General features: G+C 61.0%; 16 protein-coding genes. 4 read left to right on the top strand and 12 right to left on the bottom strand.

From position 1 onward, the window contains the following. Positions 1 to 3 precede the first annotated feature (3 nt). The 6 genes from NW858_RS03465 to NW858_RS03440 all read right to left on the bottom strand — a co-directional run bounded on the left by NW858_RS03465 (position 4) and on the right by NW858_RS03440 (position 6,863). Positions 4 to 2,130, bottom strand: a complete 2,127-nt coding sequence (locus NW858_RS03465) for a M48 family metalloprotease (RefSeq protein WP_414519798.1) — start codon at positions 2,128 to 2,130, stop codon at positions 4 to 6. A 33-nt stretch (positions 2,131 to 2,163) separates the two neighbouring features. Next, entirely contained in the window at positions 2,164 to 3,483 is a 1,320-nt protein-coding gene (locus NW858_RS03460; protein WP_414334410.1) for a competence/damage-inducible protein A, read from the bottom strand. An 80-nt stretch (positions 3,484 to 3,563) separates the two neighbouring features. Next, a complete protein-coding gene (locus NW858_RS03455; protein ID WP_414519796.1) occupies positions 3,564 to 4,064 on the bottom strand; it encodes an N-acetyltransferase family protein in 501 nt (166 codons plus the stop codon). A 17-nt stretch (positions 4,065 to 4,081) separates the two neighbouring features. Beyond that, positions 4,082 to 5,935: an alpha-amylase family glycosyl hydrolase gene (locus NW858_RS03450; RefSeq protein WP_414519794.1), complete on the bottom strand. Its 1,854-nt coding sequence runs from the start codon at positions 5,933 to 5,935 to the stop codon at positions 4,082 to 4,084. A gap of 216 nt (positions 5,936 to 6,151) precedes the next feature. After that, complete coding sequence (locus tag NW858_RS03445; protein ID WP_414347920.1) at positions 6,152 to 6,415, bottom strand: CsbD family protein; 264 nt, start codon at positions 6,413 to 6,415, stop codon at positions 6,152 to 6,154. A 163-nt stretch (positions 6,416 to 6,578) separates the two neighbouring features. Further along, the gene (locus NW858_RS03440) at positions 6,579 to 6,863 is read right to left on the bottom strand and encodes a DUF6464 family protein (RefSeq protein WP_414519791.1); all 285 of its coding nucleotides are present in this window, start codon (positions 6,861 to 6,863) and stop codon (positions 6,579 to 6,581) included. Between the two features lie 174 nt (positions 6,864 to 7,037). Between NW858_RS03440 and NW858_RS03435 the strand changes: the two genes are divergently transcribed. Further along, positions 7,038 to 8,120 (top strand): Mrp/NBP35 family ATP-binding protein, encoded by a 1,083-nt coding sequence (locus NW858_RS03435; RefSeq protein WP_414336074.1) that lies wholly within the window; start codon positions 7,038 to 7,040, stop codon positions 8,118 to 8,120. On the opposite strand, the gene NW858_RS03430 is transcribed toward NW858_RS03435, so the two are convergent. The 4 genes from NW858_RS03430 to NW858_RS03415 form a co-directional block, all read right to left on the bottom strand. Beyond that, positions 8,117 to 8,485: a hypothetical protein gene (locus tag NW858_RS03430; RefSeq protein WP_414336073.1), complete on the bottom strand. Its 369-nt coding sequence runs from the start codon at positions 8,483 to 8,485 to the stop codon at positions 8,117 to 8,119. The two genes, NW858_RS03435 and NW858_RS03430, sit on opposite strands and share 4 nt — an antisense overlap. Positions 8,486 to 8,549: 64 nt before the next feature. Then, positions 8,550 to 10,436 carry a BamA/TamA family outer membrane protein gene (locus NW858_RS03425; RefSeq protein ID WP_414519788.1) on the bottom strand — a complete coding sequence of 629 codons (1,887 nt, stop codon included), beginning with the start codon at positions 10,434 to 10,436 and terminating at the stop codon, positions 8,550 to 8,552. Between the two features lie 181 nt (positions 10,437 to 10,617). After that, the gene (locus tag NW858_RS03420) at positions 10,618 to 10,953 is read right to left on the bottom strand and encodes a hypothetical protein (RefSeq protein WP_414335647.1); all 336 of its coding nucleotides are present in this window, start codon (positions 10,951 to 10,953) and stop codon (positions 10,618 to 10,620) included. Positions 10,954 to 11,111: 158 nt separating this feature from the next. Next, entirely contained in the window at positions 11,112 to 12,365 is a 1,254-nt protein-coding gene (locus NW858_RS03415) for an ABC transporter substrate-binding protein (RefSeq protein ID WP_414335648.1), read from the bottom strand. A gap of 288 nt (positions 12,366 to 12,653) precedes the next feature. Between NW858_RS03415 and NW858_RS03410 the strand changes: the two genes are divergently transcribed. Together NW858_RS03410 and NW858_RS03405 are read left to right on the top strand one after the other, a co-directional pair. After that, on the top strand, positions 12,654 to 13,472 hold the full coding sequence (locus tag NW858_RS03410; RefSeq protein WP_414335650.1) for an ABC transporter ATP-binding protein: 819 nt from the start codon (positions 12,654 to 12,656) through the stop codon (positions 13,470 to 13,472). Next, on the top strand, positions 13,469 to 14,176 hold the full coding sequence (locus NW858_RS03405; protein WP_414335651.1) for an ABC transporter ATP-binding protein: 708 nt from the start codon (positions 13,469 to 13,471) through the stop codon (positions 14,174 to 14,176). Before NW858_RS03410 ends, NW858_RS03405 begins: the two co-directional genes overlap by 4 nt. Positions 14,177 to 14,251: 75 nt before the next feature. Here the strand turns inward: NW858_RS03405 and recN are convergent, their stop codons facing one another. Continuing rightward, positions 14,252 to 15,979 (bottom strand): DNA repair protein RecN, encoded by a 1,728-nt coding sequence (gene recN, locus NW858_RS03400; protein WP_414335653.1) that lies wholly within the window; start codon positions 15,977 to 15,979, stop codon positions 14,252 to 14,254. Between the two features lie 164 nt (positions 15,980 to 16,143). Here recN and NW858_RS03395 point away from each other — a divergent pair, with 164 nt between their 5' ends. Continuing rightward, positions 16,144 to 16,239, top strand: coding sequence for a DUF924 family protein (locus NW858_RS03395; protein ID WP_414335655.1), 96 nt, complete (start codon positions 16,144 to 16,146; stop codon positions 16,237 to 16,239). On the opposite strand, the gene NW858_RS03390 is transcribed toward NW858_RS03395, so the two are convergent. Next, positions 16,213 to 17,250, bottom strand: a complete 1,038-nt coding sequence (locus NW858_RS03390) for a M14 family metallopeptidase (RefSeq protein WP_414347911.1) — start codon at positions 17,248 to 17,250, stop codon at positions 16,213 to 16,215. The two genes, NW858_RS03395 and NW858_RS03390, sit on opposite strands and share 27 nt — an antisense overlap. Positions 17,251 to 17,375: the final 125 nt, after the last annotated feature.

Below are 17,375 nucleotides of genomic sequence, written 5' to 3'. Positions count from 1 at the left end.
CGGCTACCACCGTCGCAGGTAGAAGCGCAGGTTGGGGAAATAGAAGGCCCCCCAAATCCCCAGCAAGACAACTCCCAAACCCAACAAAGCCAGCCACAGGCGGGGACGGCTGTGGAGCCGGTCGGATCCCACTTGCACATAGGCCAGATCCACCCAGGCGGTGTTGCCGCGGCGGAACCAGCCCACCACCTTGACCCGCCGGCCCATGAGGGCACGGAGCTGCTTTAGGCCGGAAAAGACATTGCCCACCGGCCCCAGGGGAGAGGTAAAGCGCAGCGGGATCAGCCCGGTGGCATCTTGCAGCTTCGGCTCCGCCCCCAGTTGATAGCCGGCTTGTCCCAAGCCCAGCAGCTCTCCTTCCAGCTCCACCGGCTGGCCACGGCAGGGATCCGCCTCAGGGTCAGCCAGCAAGTGGAGTACATCAGTTGTCTGGGGCGACAGGGATCCGCGGTACATCAACACCGCCTTGGATCCCAGGCCTAGGCCACAGCCCACCACCGCTGCCGCAGCAATGACCTTGGGATCGAGGCGATCTTGCAGCAGCAGGTAGAGGATCAGCCCCACCAGCCAACCGACGAGGATCCCGACCACTTCGGCAGCGTAGATGGCCAGATCCAGCCAGAAGCGGCTTTGCAGACGGACCACATCCAACTTGGATCCAGATCCCAGGCGCAACTCCGGCAGCAGGCGCAGCCGTTGCGCATACTCCGCCAAAACCTGGAAGCGGTGCCCCGGCAACGGATGACTGGAGTTGACCTGCATCCAGCGGGCCCAGGGGTTGAGCTGATCCCAGAGAAAGACTTGGCCAGCCTGGGCGGGATCCCGGAGACGGCTGGCTGCACTGGCGGCGGTGGTGGTTTTGAAGTCCAGGAGGCTGAAGAGGCGGGTGCAGTGCAGCAGCGAAGAGGGGCGGCGGTCGTTTTTGTGGGCCTCCTGCAGGCCGGCAGCCGACTTGAGCAGGGCAGCCACCAGCCCGTTGGGGTTGCCCGTGGCCTCCACCGCAAAGTGATCGGCGTGGTAGGTGCCCAGGCGAGAGAGGAAAAACAGCGGGTAGGAAAGCACTGTGTAGATCAGGTAGAGCAGTGGGGCCACATGGCCGATGAGATCCCGCCGTTTGTTCCCCAGTTGGCTCACCTGCTCCAGAGCCAAGTAAACCAGTTGAAGGGGGGATCCCAGCAGGGTCATAACCAGGATGTCGCCGTTGACGATGCGCCCCAGGGCTTGGGCATAGACAGCGGCAATCTCGTCCGGGGCAAGCTGCTGCAAGAGAGCCTGGGTGACCACAATGCGGCCGCCATCAGGAAAAGTGCCGTAAACAAAGGCCAGTGGCCCCCCTTCTGGGATCACCCCCAGGCGGGGTTGTTTCAGTTGTTTTTGGGCGCAGAGGCGCTGCAGCAGGCGGGCCGCCTCGGGACTGTGGCGCTCAATTTCCCCCAAGGTGGCCCAGCGCAGCTTGTGCAGCCGCCGGTGCAGGTGATCCATCAGCCAGGGGGCAAAAAACAAAAGGCCGACGCCAAAGTTGACCGCCAGGCTGCCGGCTACCAACCAGCGCAGGCCATTGCGCAGCCAGGGCAGCAACCCTTGCAAAAACCAAAGCTGCCGCGGAAAACTCAGCCATCCGAAATCTAGGTGAGCGCCCACCAACACAAAACTCAGCCACCAGAGGAAGAGGATGCCCACAGCCAGGGATCCCCACTTGGCCCAGCGTAGAGAGCCGGCCCGCTCCGGCAGGGGGATCTTCAGGCCCAGTTGACCGGCCCGTTGGCGGCTGGAGAGCGGCTGAGCTTCAGGAGCCGGTTCTGGGGAGGGCGGGGAAGCAGCGGGTTTTTCCACCGTTTGGGGCAGGCGGGGCAGGATTTTTTGGGCCCAGCCTCGCGCCTGGGGATCCGGGTGCTGCAGCAGTTCCAGACAAAGCGCCCGCGCCTTCTCCGCCTCGCCCGCCAGATGGTAGGCCCGCACCAGGTTCATCTGGGCCTCCAGGGCCTGGCTGTCGGATGCGTCTGCCGAGATCGCTGCTGCTTCGCCCTGCTGGCGGGACTGCGCCAAGTAGGCTTCTAGCAGTTGGACGGCTTCTTGGAAACGGCCCTGCTGCAGCGCCTCCCTGCCGGCCTGAAGGGCATCGGGGATCATCAGCCTGCTCCGAGATCTGCCTGCTCCCCCAGCTTACTCAAGGATCTGGCCTTGCTGAGGTGGATCCCCCGAAAGGGGGTAGCGGAGCAAGCGCCGCCGCAGGCAATCCAGCGCCGTCTGGGCGCTCCACCAGCGCACCCCCTCGCGGCCCCGCAAGCTGCCGAAGCGGTACTCGTGGACTTCCACGTTCCCCTCCGGGTCGGCCAAGCCCAGATACACAAGGCCAACCGGCTTGGTGGGGGTACCCCCGTCTGGCCCGGCAATGCCGGTGATGCTCAAGGCCCAGTCGGAGCCGAGGACTTGCTTGGCCCCCAGCGCCATCTGGGCCGCCACCGGCTCGCTCACGGCCCCCTGCTGCTGCAGCGCCGCGGGATCCACCCGCAAGAGCTGCTCCTTGATGCGGTTGTCGTAGGCAACGATCCCCCCAACAAAATAGCGGGAGCTGCCCGGGATCCCGGTTACCAACTGCCCCAGCAGGCCACCGGTGCAGGATTCCGCCACCGCCAGGGTTTGCCCCCGCTGCAGCAGCAACTCCCCCACCACGCTGGCCAAGGTGGCCTCGTCGCTGCCGAAGTAGTCTTCCCCGGAAATCTGTAAAATCTGCTCCACCACCGGGGCAATCAATGCTTCCGCCGCCTCACGCGTGGGGGCGCGTCCGGTAACCCGCAGGCGCACCTCCCCCTGGCTGGCGTAGGGAGCCACGGTGGGATTTTCCCCCGCCAGCAGGGATCCCACCCGTTCGGCCAAGGTCGATTCAGGAATGCCCCAGTAGCGCAACACGCGGCTGTAAAACACTTCCTTGCCCCAGCCCAGGGAGCGCAAATAGGGCACAGCCGTCTCCTGCCACATCTGCTGCATCTCCCGCGGCACGCCGGGGAAGGTGAGAATGTGCAGGTCGGGCCGGGGCTGCCAGATGAGGCCACAGGCGCTGCCCAGGGGGTTGGGCAGGACGGTTGCCCCCTGAGGCAAAAAGGCCTGCTTGCGGTTACTGGGCGAGGGCTCCATACCTCGCTGGCCGTACTTTCGCAGAATCTCCTCCCAAACCTGCGGGTGCTCCACCATCTCCACGCCGAAAAAAGAGGCCAGTGCCGCGTGGGTCAGATCATCCGGGGTTGGCCCCAGCCCTCCTGTAATTAAAAGCAGGCTGGAGCGGTTGCAGGCCACCTCCAAAGCATGGTGGATGCGGGCTTCGTTGTCCCCCACCACCGTTTGGTAGTAGTGCGGGATCCCCAGCTTGGCCAGCTCGGCTGCTAGGTATTGGGCGTTGGTGTTGGTGATCTCTCCCAAGAGCAACTCTGTGCCAATGCAGAGGATCTCAGCCCCCTGGGGAGTGACGGTTTGCGTTGGGCTCATGCTCGGCTCAACCTCGGCTCAGCCGCTAAGTATAGAGGTCTGGATCCCCCTTTCGCGCAGGGATCCCTGGGATCTCTTGCTCAAGAGGGGTAGGGATCCTCGGCCAGCCGAGCCAAAGCTTCCAGCTCAGCACCCACCACGCGGTGCAGGATCCACTCCGGATGTGGCTTGGCACCCAGGCGCCGGTAGAACTCAATCGCCGGCTGGTTCCAGTCCAAAACCATCCACTCCAGCCGCCCATATCCTTTGGCCACTGCCTCCTGGGCCACCCGCGCCAAGAGCGCCTTGCCAATGCCCCTGCCGCGAAACCCCGGCAGCACAAACAAGTCTTCCAGGTAGATCCCCGGTCGGGTGAGGAAGGTGGAAAAGTTGCGAAAGTAGAGGGCAAACCCCACCGCTTGCCCCCCCACTTCTGCCAACAAGGCCGAGGCAAAGGCTTCGGGGCCAAACAGATGCTGTTGCAGCAGCTCGGCGGATCCCGTTACCAGGTGGCTCAGGTGCTCGTACTCGGCCAAAGCGCAGATGAGATCAAACAGAACGGGCACATCCTCAGGCGTGGCAGGACGAATTTTAACTTGCATAACCAGTTAAGTCTAAGTCAACCGGCCCACCGATCCCGCCACTTGACCGTTCCCTCTGGGGCCAGCAACCAGCGGCGGGCTACCAAGTTTTCCCGAATCGGCGAACGACCCTCTCGCAGCAGAACATACTTGTAGGCAATGGCTTTACCGGCGCTTTCGTTGAACGGGATCTCCCCAAACCACGTGTTGGCGTTGATGTATTCCAGCGGGTAGCCACGGGCAATGTCCCAGTAGCCTAACTCCGGGCAATCGCCAATGACCACAATCCATTCCCCCGGCTGCGTGTTGACTCCGTTGAGCTGTGCCCGCACGATCACCTGGCCCTTGACCCGCTCTCCCACATGGCTGAGCACGATGACGCCGCGGGTGGGCAACTCCAAATCGCGGATCTTCCCCTCTCGAACCGTAAACTTCTGCCGCGTCAGAATACAGGTGTGCTCCCCATCGGGAAACTCCGTGTCCACTTCTTCCAGACGGGTGGCCTCGCCGCGGTTGAGGGCGACAAAACAGCGGCTGTCGCGATAGCGCCGCGTGTAACACCAAACTTCCTCGGTTAAGTACTTACGCCACTGGCTGCCCAACGAGACCGCCGGGTTGAGACGGCGCAACCCCGACAAGAGACGAATCTGCCGGTAGAGTGGAGAGTCCGGATCCCACTTTTCCATCATCGGGCGGTTGTAAGGATCGTTACCGCCATCGGTGTCGTTGTGCAGGTACTGCTCGGTGCCGTAGTAGATACAAGGGATCCCCCGGCTGGTCATGATGATGGCGACTGCCACCGCGAGCATCTCCGGATCCGGATTGAGCGTTTGGAAGCGGCACATGTCGTGGTTGTCGATGAAGGTGATCAGCTCAGTGGCCCCGTTGTAGCGATAGTCTTTGGCAATGATGTCGTCGATGAGGCGAAAGCCCTCGGCAGCCCCTTGCCCCAAAGCCGCCCGAATGGCCACGCACAGGCCGAAATCCAGGATCGTCATGCCGGAATGGTTGGCAAACTGCACCGAAGCCTCTACATCCGGGCCGCTGTAGATCCACTCTCCAAAAACAAAAACATCCGGCTTGTGGGTTTGGATATCGGCAATGAACTCCTGCCAAAACCAAATCGGCATGTGCTTGACGGTATCCACCCGCAGCGCATCCACCCCTCGATCCAGCCACTGCTTGATGGCGGACTTGATGTAGTGGCGATAGTCGGGATTGTTTTCGTTAAAGGTTGCCAGCCCGGCCAACTCACAATTTTGTACCTGCCACTCATCTTCCCAGTTCGTCACTTCGCCGTAGTGGTGGTACCAGTTGTTGACATCGTTGTTGAAATCGGCAATGAGCTTCCCATCGTCAAACAACTGACCTTTGACACCTCCTGTATCCGGGCTACTGTGATTGCAGACAATATCGAGCACCAGCTTCATTTTGCGCTTGTGCATCTCCGCAATAAGTCGATCGAAAGTGGTGGGGGCCGGATTGTTGAGAGAGGGATCCTCCCCTTTGCCGATGTAGCGTGGGTTGATGCGCTTAAAATCTTTTGTCCAGTAGCCGTGCATCGCTGCACTTTCAATAAACAATCGTTCCACTTGCTCGAACAAAGGCGTGAGCCAAATGGCTGTGATCCCCATCTGCTGCAGATAGTCCAGCTTGTCGATCACCCCTTGCAAATCCCCGCCCCAGTATTTGCCCCAATCTTGCTTTTGGGGATCGTAAAGTTCTGGGTTTGGCCCTTCGTTGTTTTCGGGATCCCCATCAAAAAAGCGATCCACCACCAAGAAGTAGATCGTTTCCTGACGAAATTCAATATCGCGGGTGTAGAGAAACTCTAGATCCCCAGAGGATGCTAAAGACTCTACAATATCCACCCCCAGATCCAGTGGATCCATAACGGCAGCCCTCCCACCTTAAAGCAGCTCAACAGACACAAACACAAACTTAAAAAGGCTAGAGGTTGCTGCAAACCCAGCTCTTACCTCTAGCCCATGAAGAGAATACTCCTAATCCTCAAACCTTAAAACATCCTTTATCAGAGTAAAACTGCGAAAAGTGCGCCCGCGTCAGAAGGCTTACTCTGGCTGAGCAACTCAGTCTGCTCAACCCAATCAACCCAAAAGGTTGTCTACACCTTCTTTCACCGCATCTTTCAGATCTTCCTTGGCGTGCTGAGCTGCAGCTTCCATTTGCTTGGCCTTGCCTTCCAGTTTTTGCTTTTCATCTCCCGTGAGCTCTCCCACCGCCTCTTGGATCTTGCCCTCAAGATTCTTAGCTGTGGCTTCAATCCGATCCTGAATACTCACAGATGTACCTCCTGGCGTCTTAACAACAGCGAGCAGCCCACGCACTCTTTTGAATTGAGAAGCCTGCAACAGACCTGCAATTCAATTGCGCAAGGGCTCACGACGCAGATGCTAGCACAGAACTTTTAGACTGGCCTTGCTCTCATTGGCAACGTTCCAACCTGTTGGGCTACAGCGGGCGCTTACCCACTCCAGCTTGTAACAAACTCCCCGATCCACCAATGGCCAGGCACTACCGATTGTCCGATAGCTGATGGGCGGAGTCCCTTGAGAGCGCGACGTAATGAGGGCAGCGACAGGGGCCCAGGGGGTTCACGGCACAGGGCAGATAGGGTGAGCGAGAAAAGTAGCGGCAGGAGGGATCCCAGGCCAAGGTGGGCTGCAGCTCGCGGGAGGGAGTGGGCTCATCCCAGCTTGAGGGGCGGCAGGAGCCTCTCTTTTCCAGCAGAGGGATCAACTGGGCCAAGAACGTCAGTCCCAACCACAAACCGACTCCCATGATCAGCGCTTGCACCATTGCCCTCCTCCGTCGGCCAACAGCCTTGTCTTCCAACCAGAGCCAGCCTAGGCCAGTCGGCTACAGAGGGCCAGGGTTGGCAGACAGTTTCGCAACTGTCCTGCCAGCGGGCGAGGACCCTGGAGAAAAACCGATTAGAGTGAAAAATAGAGCCGTTACTTCATTTTTGATGCCATGACCACCTCCACCCTCGATGCTGCCGCCATCCTTGAGGCGTTGCGCCCGGTTCAAGATCCGGAGCTGCGCCGCAGCCTGGTGGAACTGAACATGATCCGCGACATTCGCGTCGAGCCGGAGCGGGTGGCCTTTACCCTGGTGCTGACGACACCGGCCTGCCCCTTGCGGGAATTCATCGTCGAGGAGTGCAAGGCTGCCATCCGCCGCCTGGCTCCCGTTGAAACCATCGAGGTCACCGTTACAGCAGAAACTCCCCGCTCGCCCTCCCTGCCGGATCGCCAGTCTGTCCCCGGCGTGCGCAACATCATCGCCATCTCCAGCGGCAAGGGGGGGGTGGGCAAAACCTCGGTATCGGTGAATGTGGCGGTTGCCCTGGCCCAGAGCGGAGCGCGGGTGGGGCTGCTGGATGCCGATATCTACGGCCCCAATGTGCCGCTGATGCTGGGGTTGCAGGATCAGTCTCTGTTGGTGCGCAAGCGGGAAGACGGCGGCGAGGACATCTTCCCCCTGGAGAACTACGGCGTCAAGATGGTGTCGATGGGTCTCTTGGTGGGGCGGGATCAGCCGGTGATCTGGCGGGGGCCGATGCTCAACGGCATCATCCGGCAATTCCTCTACCAGGTGCAGTGGGGGGAGCTGGACTATCTCATCGTGGACATGCCCCCCGGCACCGGGGATGCGCAACTGACCCTGGTGCAGGCGGTGCCGCTGGCGGGAGCTGTGATCGTCACTACGCCGCAGTCGGTGGCCCTGCTGGATAGCCGCAAGGGCTTGAACATGTTTCGCCAGTTAGGGGTGCCCATTCTCGGCATTGTGGAGAACATGAGCTACTTCATTCCACCTGACCTACCGGATCGCCAGTACGATATCTTCGGCTCAGCCGGCGGAGAAACTACGGCCCGCGAGCTGGGGATCCCGCTGCTGGGGCGGATCCCGTTGGAGATTGCCCTGCGCCAAGGGGGAGATGCGGGTCAGCCGATTGTGGTCGGCCAGCCCGAGTCGGCTTCGGCCCAAGCCCTGCGGCAAATTGCCAAAACTTTGGCGGGCCGCGTCTCCATGCTAGCTTTGGGGGCCGGCTAGAAGCGCTCTGCTTCCACCAACGAGACCCCGAAGCTGCGTCCCCCCAGCACGATGCCCTCTTGGGCCTTGCCGCGCACGGTTACGGTGCTGTTCATGGCCGGCAGGCCCCTGTCGGTGATGACCCAGAGGGAGCCGCTGTTGTCTTGGATCTCGTACACGCCCTGGCCAAACACGCCTATTTGATTGACCACACGACCGCGGACGTACACATTGGTGTAGCGGGAAGGATTTTGTTCGATCTGGGCGATGGGGGTTGTGCCGATGCCCAGCCGCGCCAACGGCCCACACCCTGCCAGGGCTAGGCTGACGCAGAGCAAGAGTACCCAAGATCCGCCGCGGAACGATTGGCCAAGTTGCCGTTTCATCGGTTGCTTCCCTCACGAGCACTTGCTCCCACCATAGCAAGCCGGCAGCAGATCCACCGCCAAGCTAGAACTTCTCGCCAATGCCAAAGTGCAGTTGGGCCTGGCCGGCCTCCCCTTGCCCGATTGCGTAGTCGATGCGCAGCGGCCCCAGGGGAGATTGGATGCGGATACCGGCCCCCAGCCCCAAACCGCTGCCCGGCTTGTTGCGCACCGCCGCAGGATTGCCGATGACCGCCGCGCCGCTGCCCAGATCGGTGCCGTAGTCGGCGAAGACCACTGCCCCCACCGGGTCGAAAAGGGGAAAACGCAACTCCGCCGTCGCCGTGGCAAAGCTGCGACCGGAGCCGACGCCACCCTCAAAAAATCCCCGCACCGAGCTGCCCCCGCCGATGGGGAAAGCGTCGTAGGGAGCCAAGTCGCCAATCGTGGTGCCCGCCCGCACGTCAAAGGCCAGCACCTGCGGTCGTTCGCTGCGGGTCTCGAACAGCTTGACGGGAATGAACTGGCTGTAGCTGGTCTCGAGGCGGTTGGCGTTGAGGCCATTCTCGAATAGACGTACCGACTGTTCGCTGGAGATGCGAAAGACGGATCCCTGGCTGGGGCTGTTGGGGTTGTCGCGGCTGTCGTTGACGAGGCCGAGCCGCAGGGTGGTGTAGCTGTCTTGGCCGCTGGCGCTGAAGGTAATCGGGTTGCCCAGCACATCAAAGCGCTCCTGCTCGCCGTTGCTGTTGCGGGCTTCCACAAATTGGATGCGGGTGCCCAAGCTGGCCCGCCAATTGCCCCCAATGGGACGCGAGAAGGTGACGCTGCCGCCCAGCCGGTTGATGCGCACGGGATCCCCGTTGGGCAAGGTCAATCCCTCGTTGAAAACAAAGCTGGAGCTCTGCTGGTTGGAGATGTTGACGTTGTAGGAGGTGGGGATCTCCAGCGTGGCAATGCGCGGGTCGGTGAAGTTCAAATCAAACAGAGTTTCGTTGGTGCCCAACTGCACATTGAAGCTGGCGCTCTGGTTGTTGCCGCCCAAGTTTTCTTCCGAGACGCTGAGGCCGGCAAAGACCCCTGTGGCCGAGCTGACGCCGATGGTGCCGCTCAAGGTGCCGGTGCGGCGCTCTTCCACGTTCACCACCACCACCACCTTGTCGGGATCCTGGCCGGGGTTGAGCCCCACATTTACATCCTGAAAGAGGTTGAGGTTGAAAACCGCCTGCAGGTCTTCCTGGATTTGGTTGCGGTTGAACACATCCCCTGGCTTGGACTTCAGCTCGCGGGTGATGATGAAGTCGCGGGTTTTGGTGTTGCCCTGCACGCGAATATCCTCGATCTCCCCTTCGGCAATTTCCAGGGTGAGAGTGCCATCTTCGGAGGAGCGCACATCTGTCACTTTGGCCAGCACGTAGCCCTTGTCGGCATACCACTGCTCAATCTCGGCCACCGCCGCTTGCAACTTGCCAAAGTTGAGCACCCGCCCTTCCTGGTCGGCAAAGGCCTTCTGGAGCACCTCCGGATCCAAAACTTTTGCCCCTTCCGTGCGCACGGCTTTGAGGGTGGGGTTGGGCTTGACTTCAAAGGTGACTCGCACCCCCAGAGGCGTATCGGAAGGCACCGCCCGCACATCGGCAAAAAAACCGGTGGCAAACACGGCGTTGATGTCTTCCCGCAGTTGGGAACGAGTGGAGACCTCGCCGGCGCGGGTGCGAATAGCCTTGTAAACCTGCTCGATCAGCTCTGGGTCGTCGGTACCCTCGACCACCACTTCTGCCACCAAAACTTCAACTTCTGGCTCGCCGGCGGCGGGGGTAGGTATGGGGGTGGGTTGGGCGGGGGCATCGCCACCGGTGCGCAGATCCAGGGTGCCGGGTTGGGGCTGTGCCCAAGCTGCAGCGGTGTGTAGCACCATCCCACAGGTCAGGGCTGAAGCTAGCCAAGGGCAGAGTTGCCTGGAACAATTCATAGGGATCCCTCGCACACCACAAAGATTGGAAAGCTGGGCCAAGATTGCACTAAAACCCTCTGCCGCCCAGCGGTGGACAATTGCCCTGAATTATATCAACCCCCATCCCTGCGGATCCGAGCATTGCCGCGAGCCGGATTGCGGGCTTGGGCAGTCTGAGGTGCAAGCAGCCGCCTCTTCTTTACGGCAGGCGCAGGGATCCCTGGCAGCGCTGGCCACAGGTCTGCGGCTCGGCTGCCTCGGCGGACAGGTTGGCTTGGGAGTTGAGGATCAGGATTGTGATGGGGGCAGGGGGCGGTGAGGGGCTGCTGCGCCAACCCCACCTGCCAGCGTAGTGCTGCGTTGGGGCGTTGGGCACGACGAAGACGATGTTTTGTAGGACATTGCTTTGCAAAAGGGTGGCGCTGTCGTTTGGGAGTGCCGTCTGCTCAAGGTGGGGGATCTGGGCTAGGGCGGCTGGAGCAAACCCGAAGCTGAGCAGGGCTGCCATTGCAGCGACAAGTTGGGTGGGCAACATTGAGGATTCTCCACAAGACGCCAGGATGCCGACACTTTAGCCTGTTTTGTCCAGAAGGCTCTGTTGACTTGCCGCAAAAAAGCCTGCAAAGAGTGCTCCTTGCAGGCCCCTGTTGCTTATTTGACTGTACTTAACCGTTAGAAAACCCCCAAAGGAAATTAGCTCCCCGGCTCAAACACTTTCAGATCGACTACCTTCCCCCCTTGGAAAGTCCAGTGGGCAAAGGTTCCAGCCACATCCCCCTTCTCGTCGAAGTCCAGCGAGCCGGAAGCGCCGGTGTAGTTGATATCCTCCCCTTGCTTCAGCAGCTCCACCGCCTTGGCCCACTCGCCGGGCAAGATCTCGGTGCCGGGGGGATTGGCCACTTGGCGCAAGGCATCGCGAACGGCAGTGCCATCGGTGCTGCCGGCTTTTTGGATGGCCAAAGCTAAGAGGAAGGCGGCATCATAGGCGGTGTCGATGTAGGGGGTGGGAGGCAGCTCCCCGTAGGCAGCTTTGTAGGCGTCGGCAAAGATCTGGTAGGCTTTGCTGTCGGTGAGGGCCTGGGGCGAGGTGCCGATGGATCCCTCTAGCTTATCGGCTCCCACCTGGGCTGCCAGATCGGGAGAGCGCATGCCATCGGTGAAGACAAAGCGGTCGAATAGCCCTTCTTCCAAAGCTTGCCGCAGGATGACCACGCCGTTTTCGGGGTAGCCGATCAGCACCAACGCCTGGGGATCCCCTTCCTTCAGTTGGGTCAGCTCGCTGCGGTAGGAGGCCTTGCCGGGATCGTAGGGAACAGCTTTGGTGATCTTGCCGCCCTGCTTTTCAAAGGCCGCCTTAAAGCTGTCGGCCAGCCCCTTACCGTAGTCGTTGTTGATGTAGATGACCGCCAGCCGCTCTAGATTCTCTTCGCGGGTAACCTGGGCTAGGGCTACCCCTTGGAAAGCATCAGAAGGAACGGTGCGAAACAGAAAATCGCTGTCCTCTAGGGTGGTGATGGTGGGAGCGGTGGAAGCCGGGGAAATTTGCGGGATCTTGTTGGGAGCTGTCACCGTGGTGGCCACCGGGATGGTGATGCCGCTGCCCAGGGCACCGATAATACCGGCTACCTTCTCCACATTCACCAGCCGCTGAGCGGCGTCGATAGCCGGCTGGGCCGAGGTCTGGTCATCGGCCTCCACTACCTGAGCAGGGGATCCCAAAATGCCACCGGCAGCGTTGATCTGGTCGAGGGCCAGCTTGATGCCCTTGAGGCAATTTTCTCCATAGGCCTGCAGATCTCCTGTCAAAGACAGCAGAGCCCCAATCTTGACCGGCGTTTGAGCAGCCTGCTGGGCCGTGCCGGGCAGCAAAGTGGTGGCCAGAGCAGCCGCCGTCAGGGCAGCCGCCGCCGCAAAGGCGCGTCGGGTGAGTTTGTGCATGCGAGACATAACCAACAACCTCCTGTGAGGCAAGAGAAAGTAGAACTCAGATCCCAAAAGCCAAGTGTTGAATTGTAGCAGTTAGACGTTGGCTCGCCTCAAAGCGTTCCCCACTCCCTCAAAAAAGATGGCTCCAGAAAACAAGCGGGCCAGACTCAGTATCTCGCCCGTTCCCTAGCTGCCGCAGGGTTGGCTGCCACCTCCAAGGGCAGTTGCTCCCAGAGGGATCCGGGAAGGATAATAAGCAAACTCGGCAATTGGGCTCATTATATTGAAATACTGAACTCATCGGGCAGCGTGATTGTTATCGACGACATCTCCAAACGGTTTGGCGGCATCAGCGCGGTAGATCACTGTTCCTTCCGCATTGAAACCGGTCGGATCACGGGCTTGATCGGCCCCAATGGGGCCGGGAAAACCACGCTTTTCAACATCATCGCCGGGTTCGTTCGGCCCAGTAGCGGACGCATCTGGCTGGATGGGGAAGACATCACCGGCCTGCCCCCCCACCATCTGTTCCGGCGCGGCCTGGTGCGCACCTTTCAGATCCCGCGCGAGTTTGGCCGCATGACCGTCCTGGAGAACTTGATGGTCGTCCCGCCCCAACAGGTGGGGGAGAACCTGTTCAATGCCTGGTTCCGCTGGCGGCAGGTGCAACGACAAGAACGCAACCTGCAAGCTCGGGCCGAAGAGGTTTTGCAACGGCTCAACCTCATCCATCTGCGGGATCAACTGGCCGTCACCCTTTCCGGTGGGCAGAAGAAGCTGCTGGAACTGGGGCGCACCCTCATGGCCGATGCGCGGGTGATCCTACTGGACGAACCGGGGGCCGGCGTCAACCGCACGTTGCTGGCGGATCTGATGCGCTTTATCGAGTATCTCAACCGCGAGCGCGGCTGTACCTTCTGCATCATCGAGCACGACTTGGATCTGGTAACCCGTCTCTGCGACCACGTGGTAGTTATGGCCGCCGGCAGGGTGTTGACCCAGGGATCCATGGAGGAGATTAAACAAAACCCAGCCGTGCGGGAGGCCTATCTGGGATCGGTGGCGCTGGCCGACTCCCTGAGTCCATCCAAACCCTCTTCTCTGCCTTCGGAGGGATCCCTCTCATGACCCCTTTGCTGGACATCCAAGATCTCTACAGTGGCTACCGGGGGGTGGACATCCTCAAAGGGATCCACTTGAAGGTGAACCCTGGCCAAATCGTGGTGATCATCGGCCCCAACGGAGCGGGCAAATCGACGGTACTGAAATCTTTGTTTGGCCTAGCCACCATCCGCACAGGCCGGGTGCTGTTTCAGGGATCCGACATCACGCATCTCCCTGCCGAGCAACTGGTGCGACGGGGGATCGGCTTTGTGCCCCAAACCAACAACGTCTTTCCTTCCCTCACCGTGCAGGAAAACTTGGAGATGGGGGCCTTCATCCGACGCGATGGCTATGCCGCCCAACTGGAGCGGGTTTATGAGCTGTTTCCGCCCCTGCAAGAGAAGCGGCGCCAGGTGGCGGGATCCCTGTCGGGCGGACAGCGGCAGATGCTGGCTATGGGACGAGCGTTGATGGCAGAGCCACAGTTGTTGTTGCTGGATGAGCCGACAGCCGGCCTGTCGCCCCTGTACATCGAGCAGACCTTTGCCCTCCTGCGGCAGATCAACCGCCTTGGCGTCAGCATCCTCATGGTGGAGCAGAATGCTAAGCAGGCCCTGCAGATGGCGGACTGGGGCTACGTCTTATCTATGGGAGAAAACCGCTTCGAGGACACCGGCCCCAACCTGTTGAACAATCCCGAGGTGCTGGAGCTGTTTTTGGGCGGTTGAGGCCCTCACCCCCGGCCCCTCTCCCCGAGGGGATCCACCCTCACCCCCGGCCCCTCTCCCCGAGGGGATCCACCCTCACCCCCAGCCCCTCTCCCCGAGGGAGAGGGGAGCTAGGCGGGGCTGGCGCAGTTGAGCCGCTTGCTTGAGGAGAGCCTCTACAAAGGTCATCGCTTCTTGGGCGGAGTGACCGGCGGCCAGTTGGGCCAATTCTTCGCGGCGTTCCCGTTCTCCTAGCAGTTCCACCCGCACAGAAGTTCGTTTTTGCTGCACCACCTTGTAAACCCGCAGGTGGTGATCTGCCAAGGCAGCGATCAGGGGCTGGTGGGTGACGCAGAGGATCTGGTGATCTTGGGCGATGCTGTGCAACTGGGTGGCGATGGCTTGGGCCACTTTGCCGGACACACCGGCATCGATCTCGTCAAAAACCATGGTGGTCACCGGATCGATGCGGCTGAATACGGCTTTCAGGGCCAGCAAAAAACGGCTCATCTCGCCGCCGGAGGCGATGCTGGCCAGAGGCTGTAGGGGCTCACCCGGGTTGGGGCTGAACCAGAAGCTCACCTGATCCACCCCTTCTGCCGTCGGGGGGCCGGGTTGGATCCGCACCTGGAATTGCACTGCGCCCATCCCCAGCAGCTTGAGCTCCTCAAGAAGGGCCTCTTCCAGTTGGCGGGCCGCCTGGTGGCGCAGTTGGGAGAGCACTCGGCAATGGCACTCCAAGTCTTGGGCAGCTTTGTCCAGCCGTGCCTGCCATTCCTCCAGGTCGGTGTTGTCGCCTCGCAGTTGGGCCAACTCGGCCTGCACCCGCTCCGCATGGGCCATCACCTCGGCCAAGGTGGGGCCGTATTTGCGGCAGGCTTGTCGGAGTTGGGCAAGGCGCCGTTCAATTTTATTCAACCGACCGGGATCCGCCTCCAGCGTCTCGCCGTAGCGCAGCAGCTCTCGCCCCACCTCCTCTACCTGAATGAGGGCGCTGCTGAGCATTTCGGCCAGAGGGGCCAGGTCGGGATCCCGCTGGGTCATAGCTTGCAGTAACCGTTCGGCCTGGCCCAACAGGTCGGCGATGGCCGGTGAGCCGCTGTCATTTTGGTAGAGCAGTTGGTGGGCTGCGTAACTTTGCTGCTGCAGCTCCACCCGGTGGGCCAGGCGATCCCGCTCCCGCTCCAGTTTGGCCAGCTCGTCGGGATCCTCCAGCCGCAGGGCGAGCAGTTCTTGCGCTTGCAACTGCAGCAGGTCTAGCCGTTGCAGGCGCAGTTGCTGGTTTTGCCGGCGGGATTCTGTCTCTGTTTTCAGATAGTTCCAAGTTTGGTAGAGGGCGGCCACTTCTGCGCGTGTTCGCAGCAGCTTTTCGCCGCCAAAATCGTCCAGCCAACGGCGCTGGGTTTGCGGAGATTGGATTTGAACCGTTTGCCCCTGGGCGGTGATCTCCACCAATTGGGAGCGCAGGCTGAGCATCTGGGCTTTGTTCACCAGCACCCCATTCACCCGCGAACGACTGGTGAGTTTGCCGTTGCGCAACAGCAGTTCGCGGCTACAGACCAAGCCCTCCTCTAGGGGGTCGATTTGTTCTTGTTCTAGCCAGGCTGCCAGCTCGGGATTGAGATGGAAAACCGCTTCCACCAGACCTCGCTCGCTGCCGCTGCGCAGGGCTCGCGCCGGCCCGCCTAGGGCGGCATCCAGGGCGTCGAGAATGATGGACTTGCCCGCGCCCGTTTCTCCGGTCAGCACGTTCAGCCCCGCCCGAAAGGGAATCTCCAAGTGCTCGATCAGGGCAAAGTTCTCGATCCGCAGCAGGCGCAACATAGGGATCCCGTGTGCTCAGTTGGCAGTTTTGAGGATTCTGTCTCACGTTAGCGTACCTGCCATCCCTCGCAGCGAGACGGAGTTCTCTGGTTTCCCCGCAATGGGTTTCGCGGCACTCCCCCTGCCGTTGCAACGGATCCCTTGGCTTTGGGTGGCCCAGGGGTTTGATCAACAACTTCCCCCATCGCAATGCCGTTCTCGGTCGCCCCTCTACAGCTGCAGAGCTGGATTTTCTACAACAGCCGGGGTCTTTTGTCTGAGGGGGGGGCGATAGCGGCCAGAGGGTAGCGCTCCATCAAGTAGCAGAGGCAGTCTTGGCGGATGATGCGGCTGTTGAGGGTGAGCATGCTCGGCATAATGGGCACGCGGGTGCGAATTTCGCCATCTTGGGCATAGAAGAAGCGATCGGCCACATTTTGGCCCTGCTCGTCTTGCACGTCGAGGTGAAAGCCGTTGCTCGTCCAGCCGATGCGGGTGTGGGGAGGGAGCTCCCGGAAATTGAAGAGATCCAAATCGGGGGGAAAGCGCAGGTGTGGGTCGTCCACCTCTTCCCCAAAGCTGAAGCTCACCTCGTCTGGGATCTTGACGATGGCAACGCTGTGGAACAGGTCGATATCCTGGCTAAGGACGGGGCGCTGAGGGATTGCTGACAGGTGCAGGCAGGCTTCCAGAAATTCGCGGGCATGTTGGGTGCCGTGGGGCTGATCCGGCTTGCCACATTCCAGGGTTACCGCCGGCCAGAAGCGACCAAAGGCCATGCTCTGTACCCCTTCCGGTTTGGTGAAGTAGAGGACGGTGCGCCCAAACAGGGTGGCCAGGTGCAGGGTAGAAGCATCTAAGTAGTTGACACAGGCGTAGTGGGGGTTGGTGCCGGTGTTGTTGTGAATATCGACGCTGGCAAACACGCCCCGCTGCTGCATCTGCTGCAGGACGGCCTGGGCCATGGCGTGTTCGGGGGTGGAGCCGGGGCCCCAGATGCGGTTGTAGTCCGGTTGGCCGTCTAGCCGCCGTTGTCCTTGGCGAGCAGCCCACACATTGCCGATGAAAAGGGACAGGGAACGGGGCAGTTCCCGCTGGACGTAGCGGCGCAGAAGCTGTCGCACCGCCTGCCAGCCGGTGACCTCGTTGCCGTGCAGCAGGACGGACACAAACAAGGGGGGATCCCGTCGTCCTGCCAGATGGATGAGGGTTGGCCCGCCCAATCGGTCGTAGAGTTGATGGGCTTCTAAATCTAGGAGTTGCTCCGGCAGGTGATCGAGAACAGTGAGCATACGGTTTTTTGGACAAGCACCTCAACGCAAACCTTTTGGCTGCTCAAGGGCGGAGGGGATCCGGGAAACAGGCCCCCACCCCCAGCCCCTCTCCCATTGGGAGAGGGGAGATGGAGATTGGGGTA

This window comes from Synechococcus sp. H55.10 (assembly GCF_047502715.1).
GTDB lineage: Bacteria > Cyanobacteriota > Cyanobacteriia > Thermostichales > Thermostichaceae > Thermostichus.
The sequence above is the reverse complement of the archived record's forward strand: the minus strand, read 5'-3'. Positions and strand labels throughout refer to the sequence as shown.

What these genes read in the sequence shown, in the direction of transcription:
- NW858_RS03465 (WP_414519798.1), bottom strand. Translation starts at nt 2,130, where the DNA reads ATGATCCCCGATGCCCTTCAGGCCGGCAGGGAGGCGCTGCAGCAGGGC.
- NW858_RS03460 (WP_414334410.1), bottom strand. Translation starts at nt 3,483, where the DNA reads ATGAGCCCAACGCAAACCGTCACTCCCCAGGGGGCTGAGATCCTCTGC.
- NW858_RS03455 (WP_414519796.1), bottom strand. Translation starts at nt 4,064, where the DNA reads ATGCAAGTTAAAATTCGTCCTGCCACGCCTGAGGATGTGCCCGTTCTG.
- NW858_RS03450 (WP_414519794.1), bottom strand. Translation starts at nt 5,935, where the DNA reads ATGGATCCACTGGATCTGGGGGTGGATATTGTAGAGTCTTTAGCATCC.
- NW858_RS03440 (WP_414519791.1), bottom strand. Translation starts at nt 6,863, where the DNA reads ATGGTGCAAGCGCTGATCATGGGAGTCGGTTTGTGGTTGGGACTGACG.
- NW858_RS03435 (WP_414336074.1), top strand. Translation starts at nt 7,038, where the DNA reads ATGACCACCTCCACCCTCGATGCTGCCGCCATCCTTGAGGCGTTGCGC.
- NW858_RS03430 (WP_414336073.1), bottom strand. Translation starts at nt 8,485, where the DNA reads ATGAAACGGCAACTTGGCCAATCGTTCCGCGGCGGATCTTGGGTACTC.
- NW858_RS03425 (WP_414519788.1), bottom strand. Translation starts at nt 10,436, where the DNA reads ATGAATTGTTCCAGGCAACTCTGCCCTTGGCTAGCTTCAGCCCTGACC.
- NW858_RS03420 (WP_414335647.1), bottom strand. Translation starts at nt 10,953, where the DNA reads ATGTTGCCCACCCAACTTGTCGCTGCAATGGCAGCCCTGCTCAGCTTC.
- NW858_RS03415 (WP_414335648.1), bottom strand. Translation starts at nt 12,365, where the DNA reads ATGTCTCGCATGCACAAACTCACCCGACGCGCCTTTGCGGCGGCGGCT.
- NW858_RS03405 (WP_414335651.1), top strand. Translation starts at nt 13,469, where the DNA reads ATGACCCCTTTGCTGGACATCCAAGATCTCTACAGTGGCTACCGGGGG.
- recN (WP_414335653.1), bottom strand. Translation starts at nt 15,979, where the DNA reads ATGTTGCGCCTGCTGCGGATCGAGAACTTTGCCCTGATCGAGCACTTG.
- NW858_RS03390 (WP_414347911.1), bottom strand. Translation starts at nt 17,250, where the DNA reads ATGCTCACTGTTCTCGATCACCTGCCGGAGCAACTCCTAGATTTAGAA.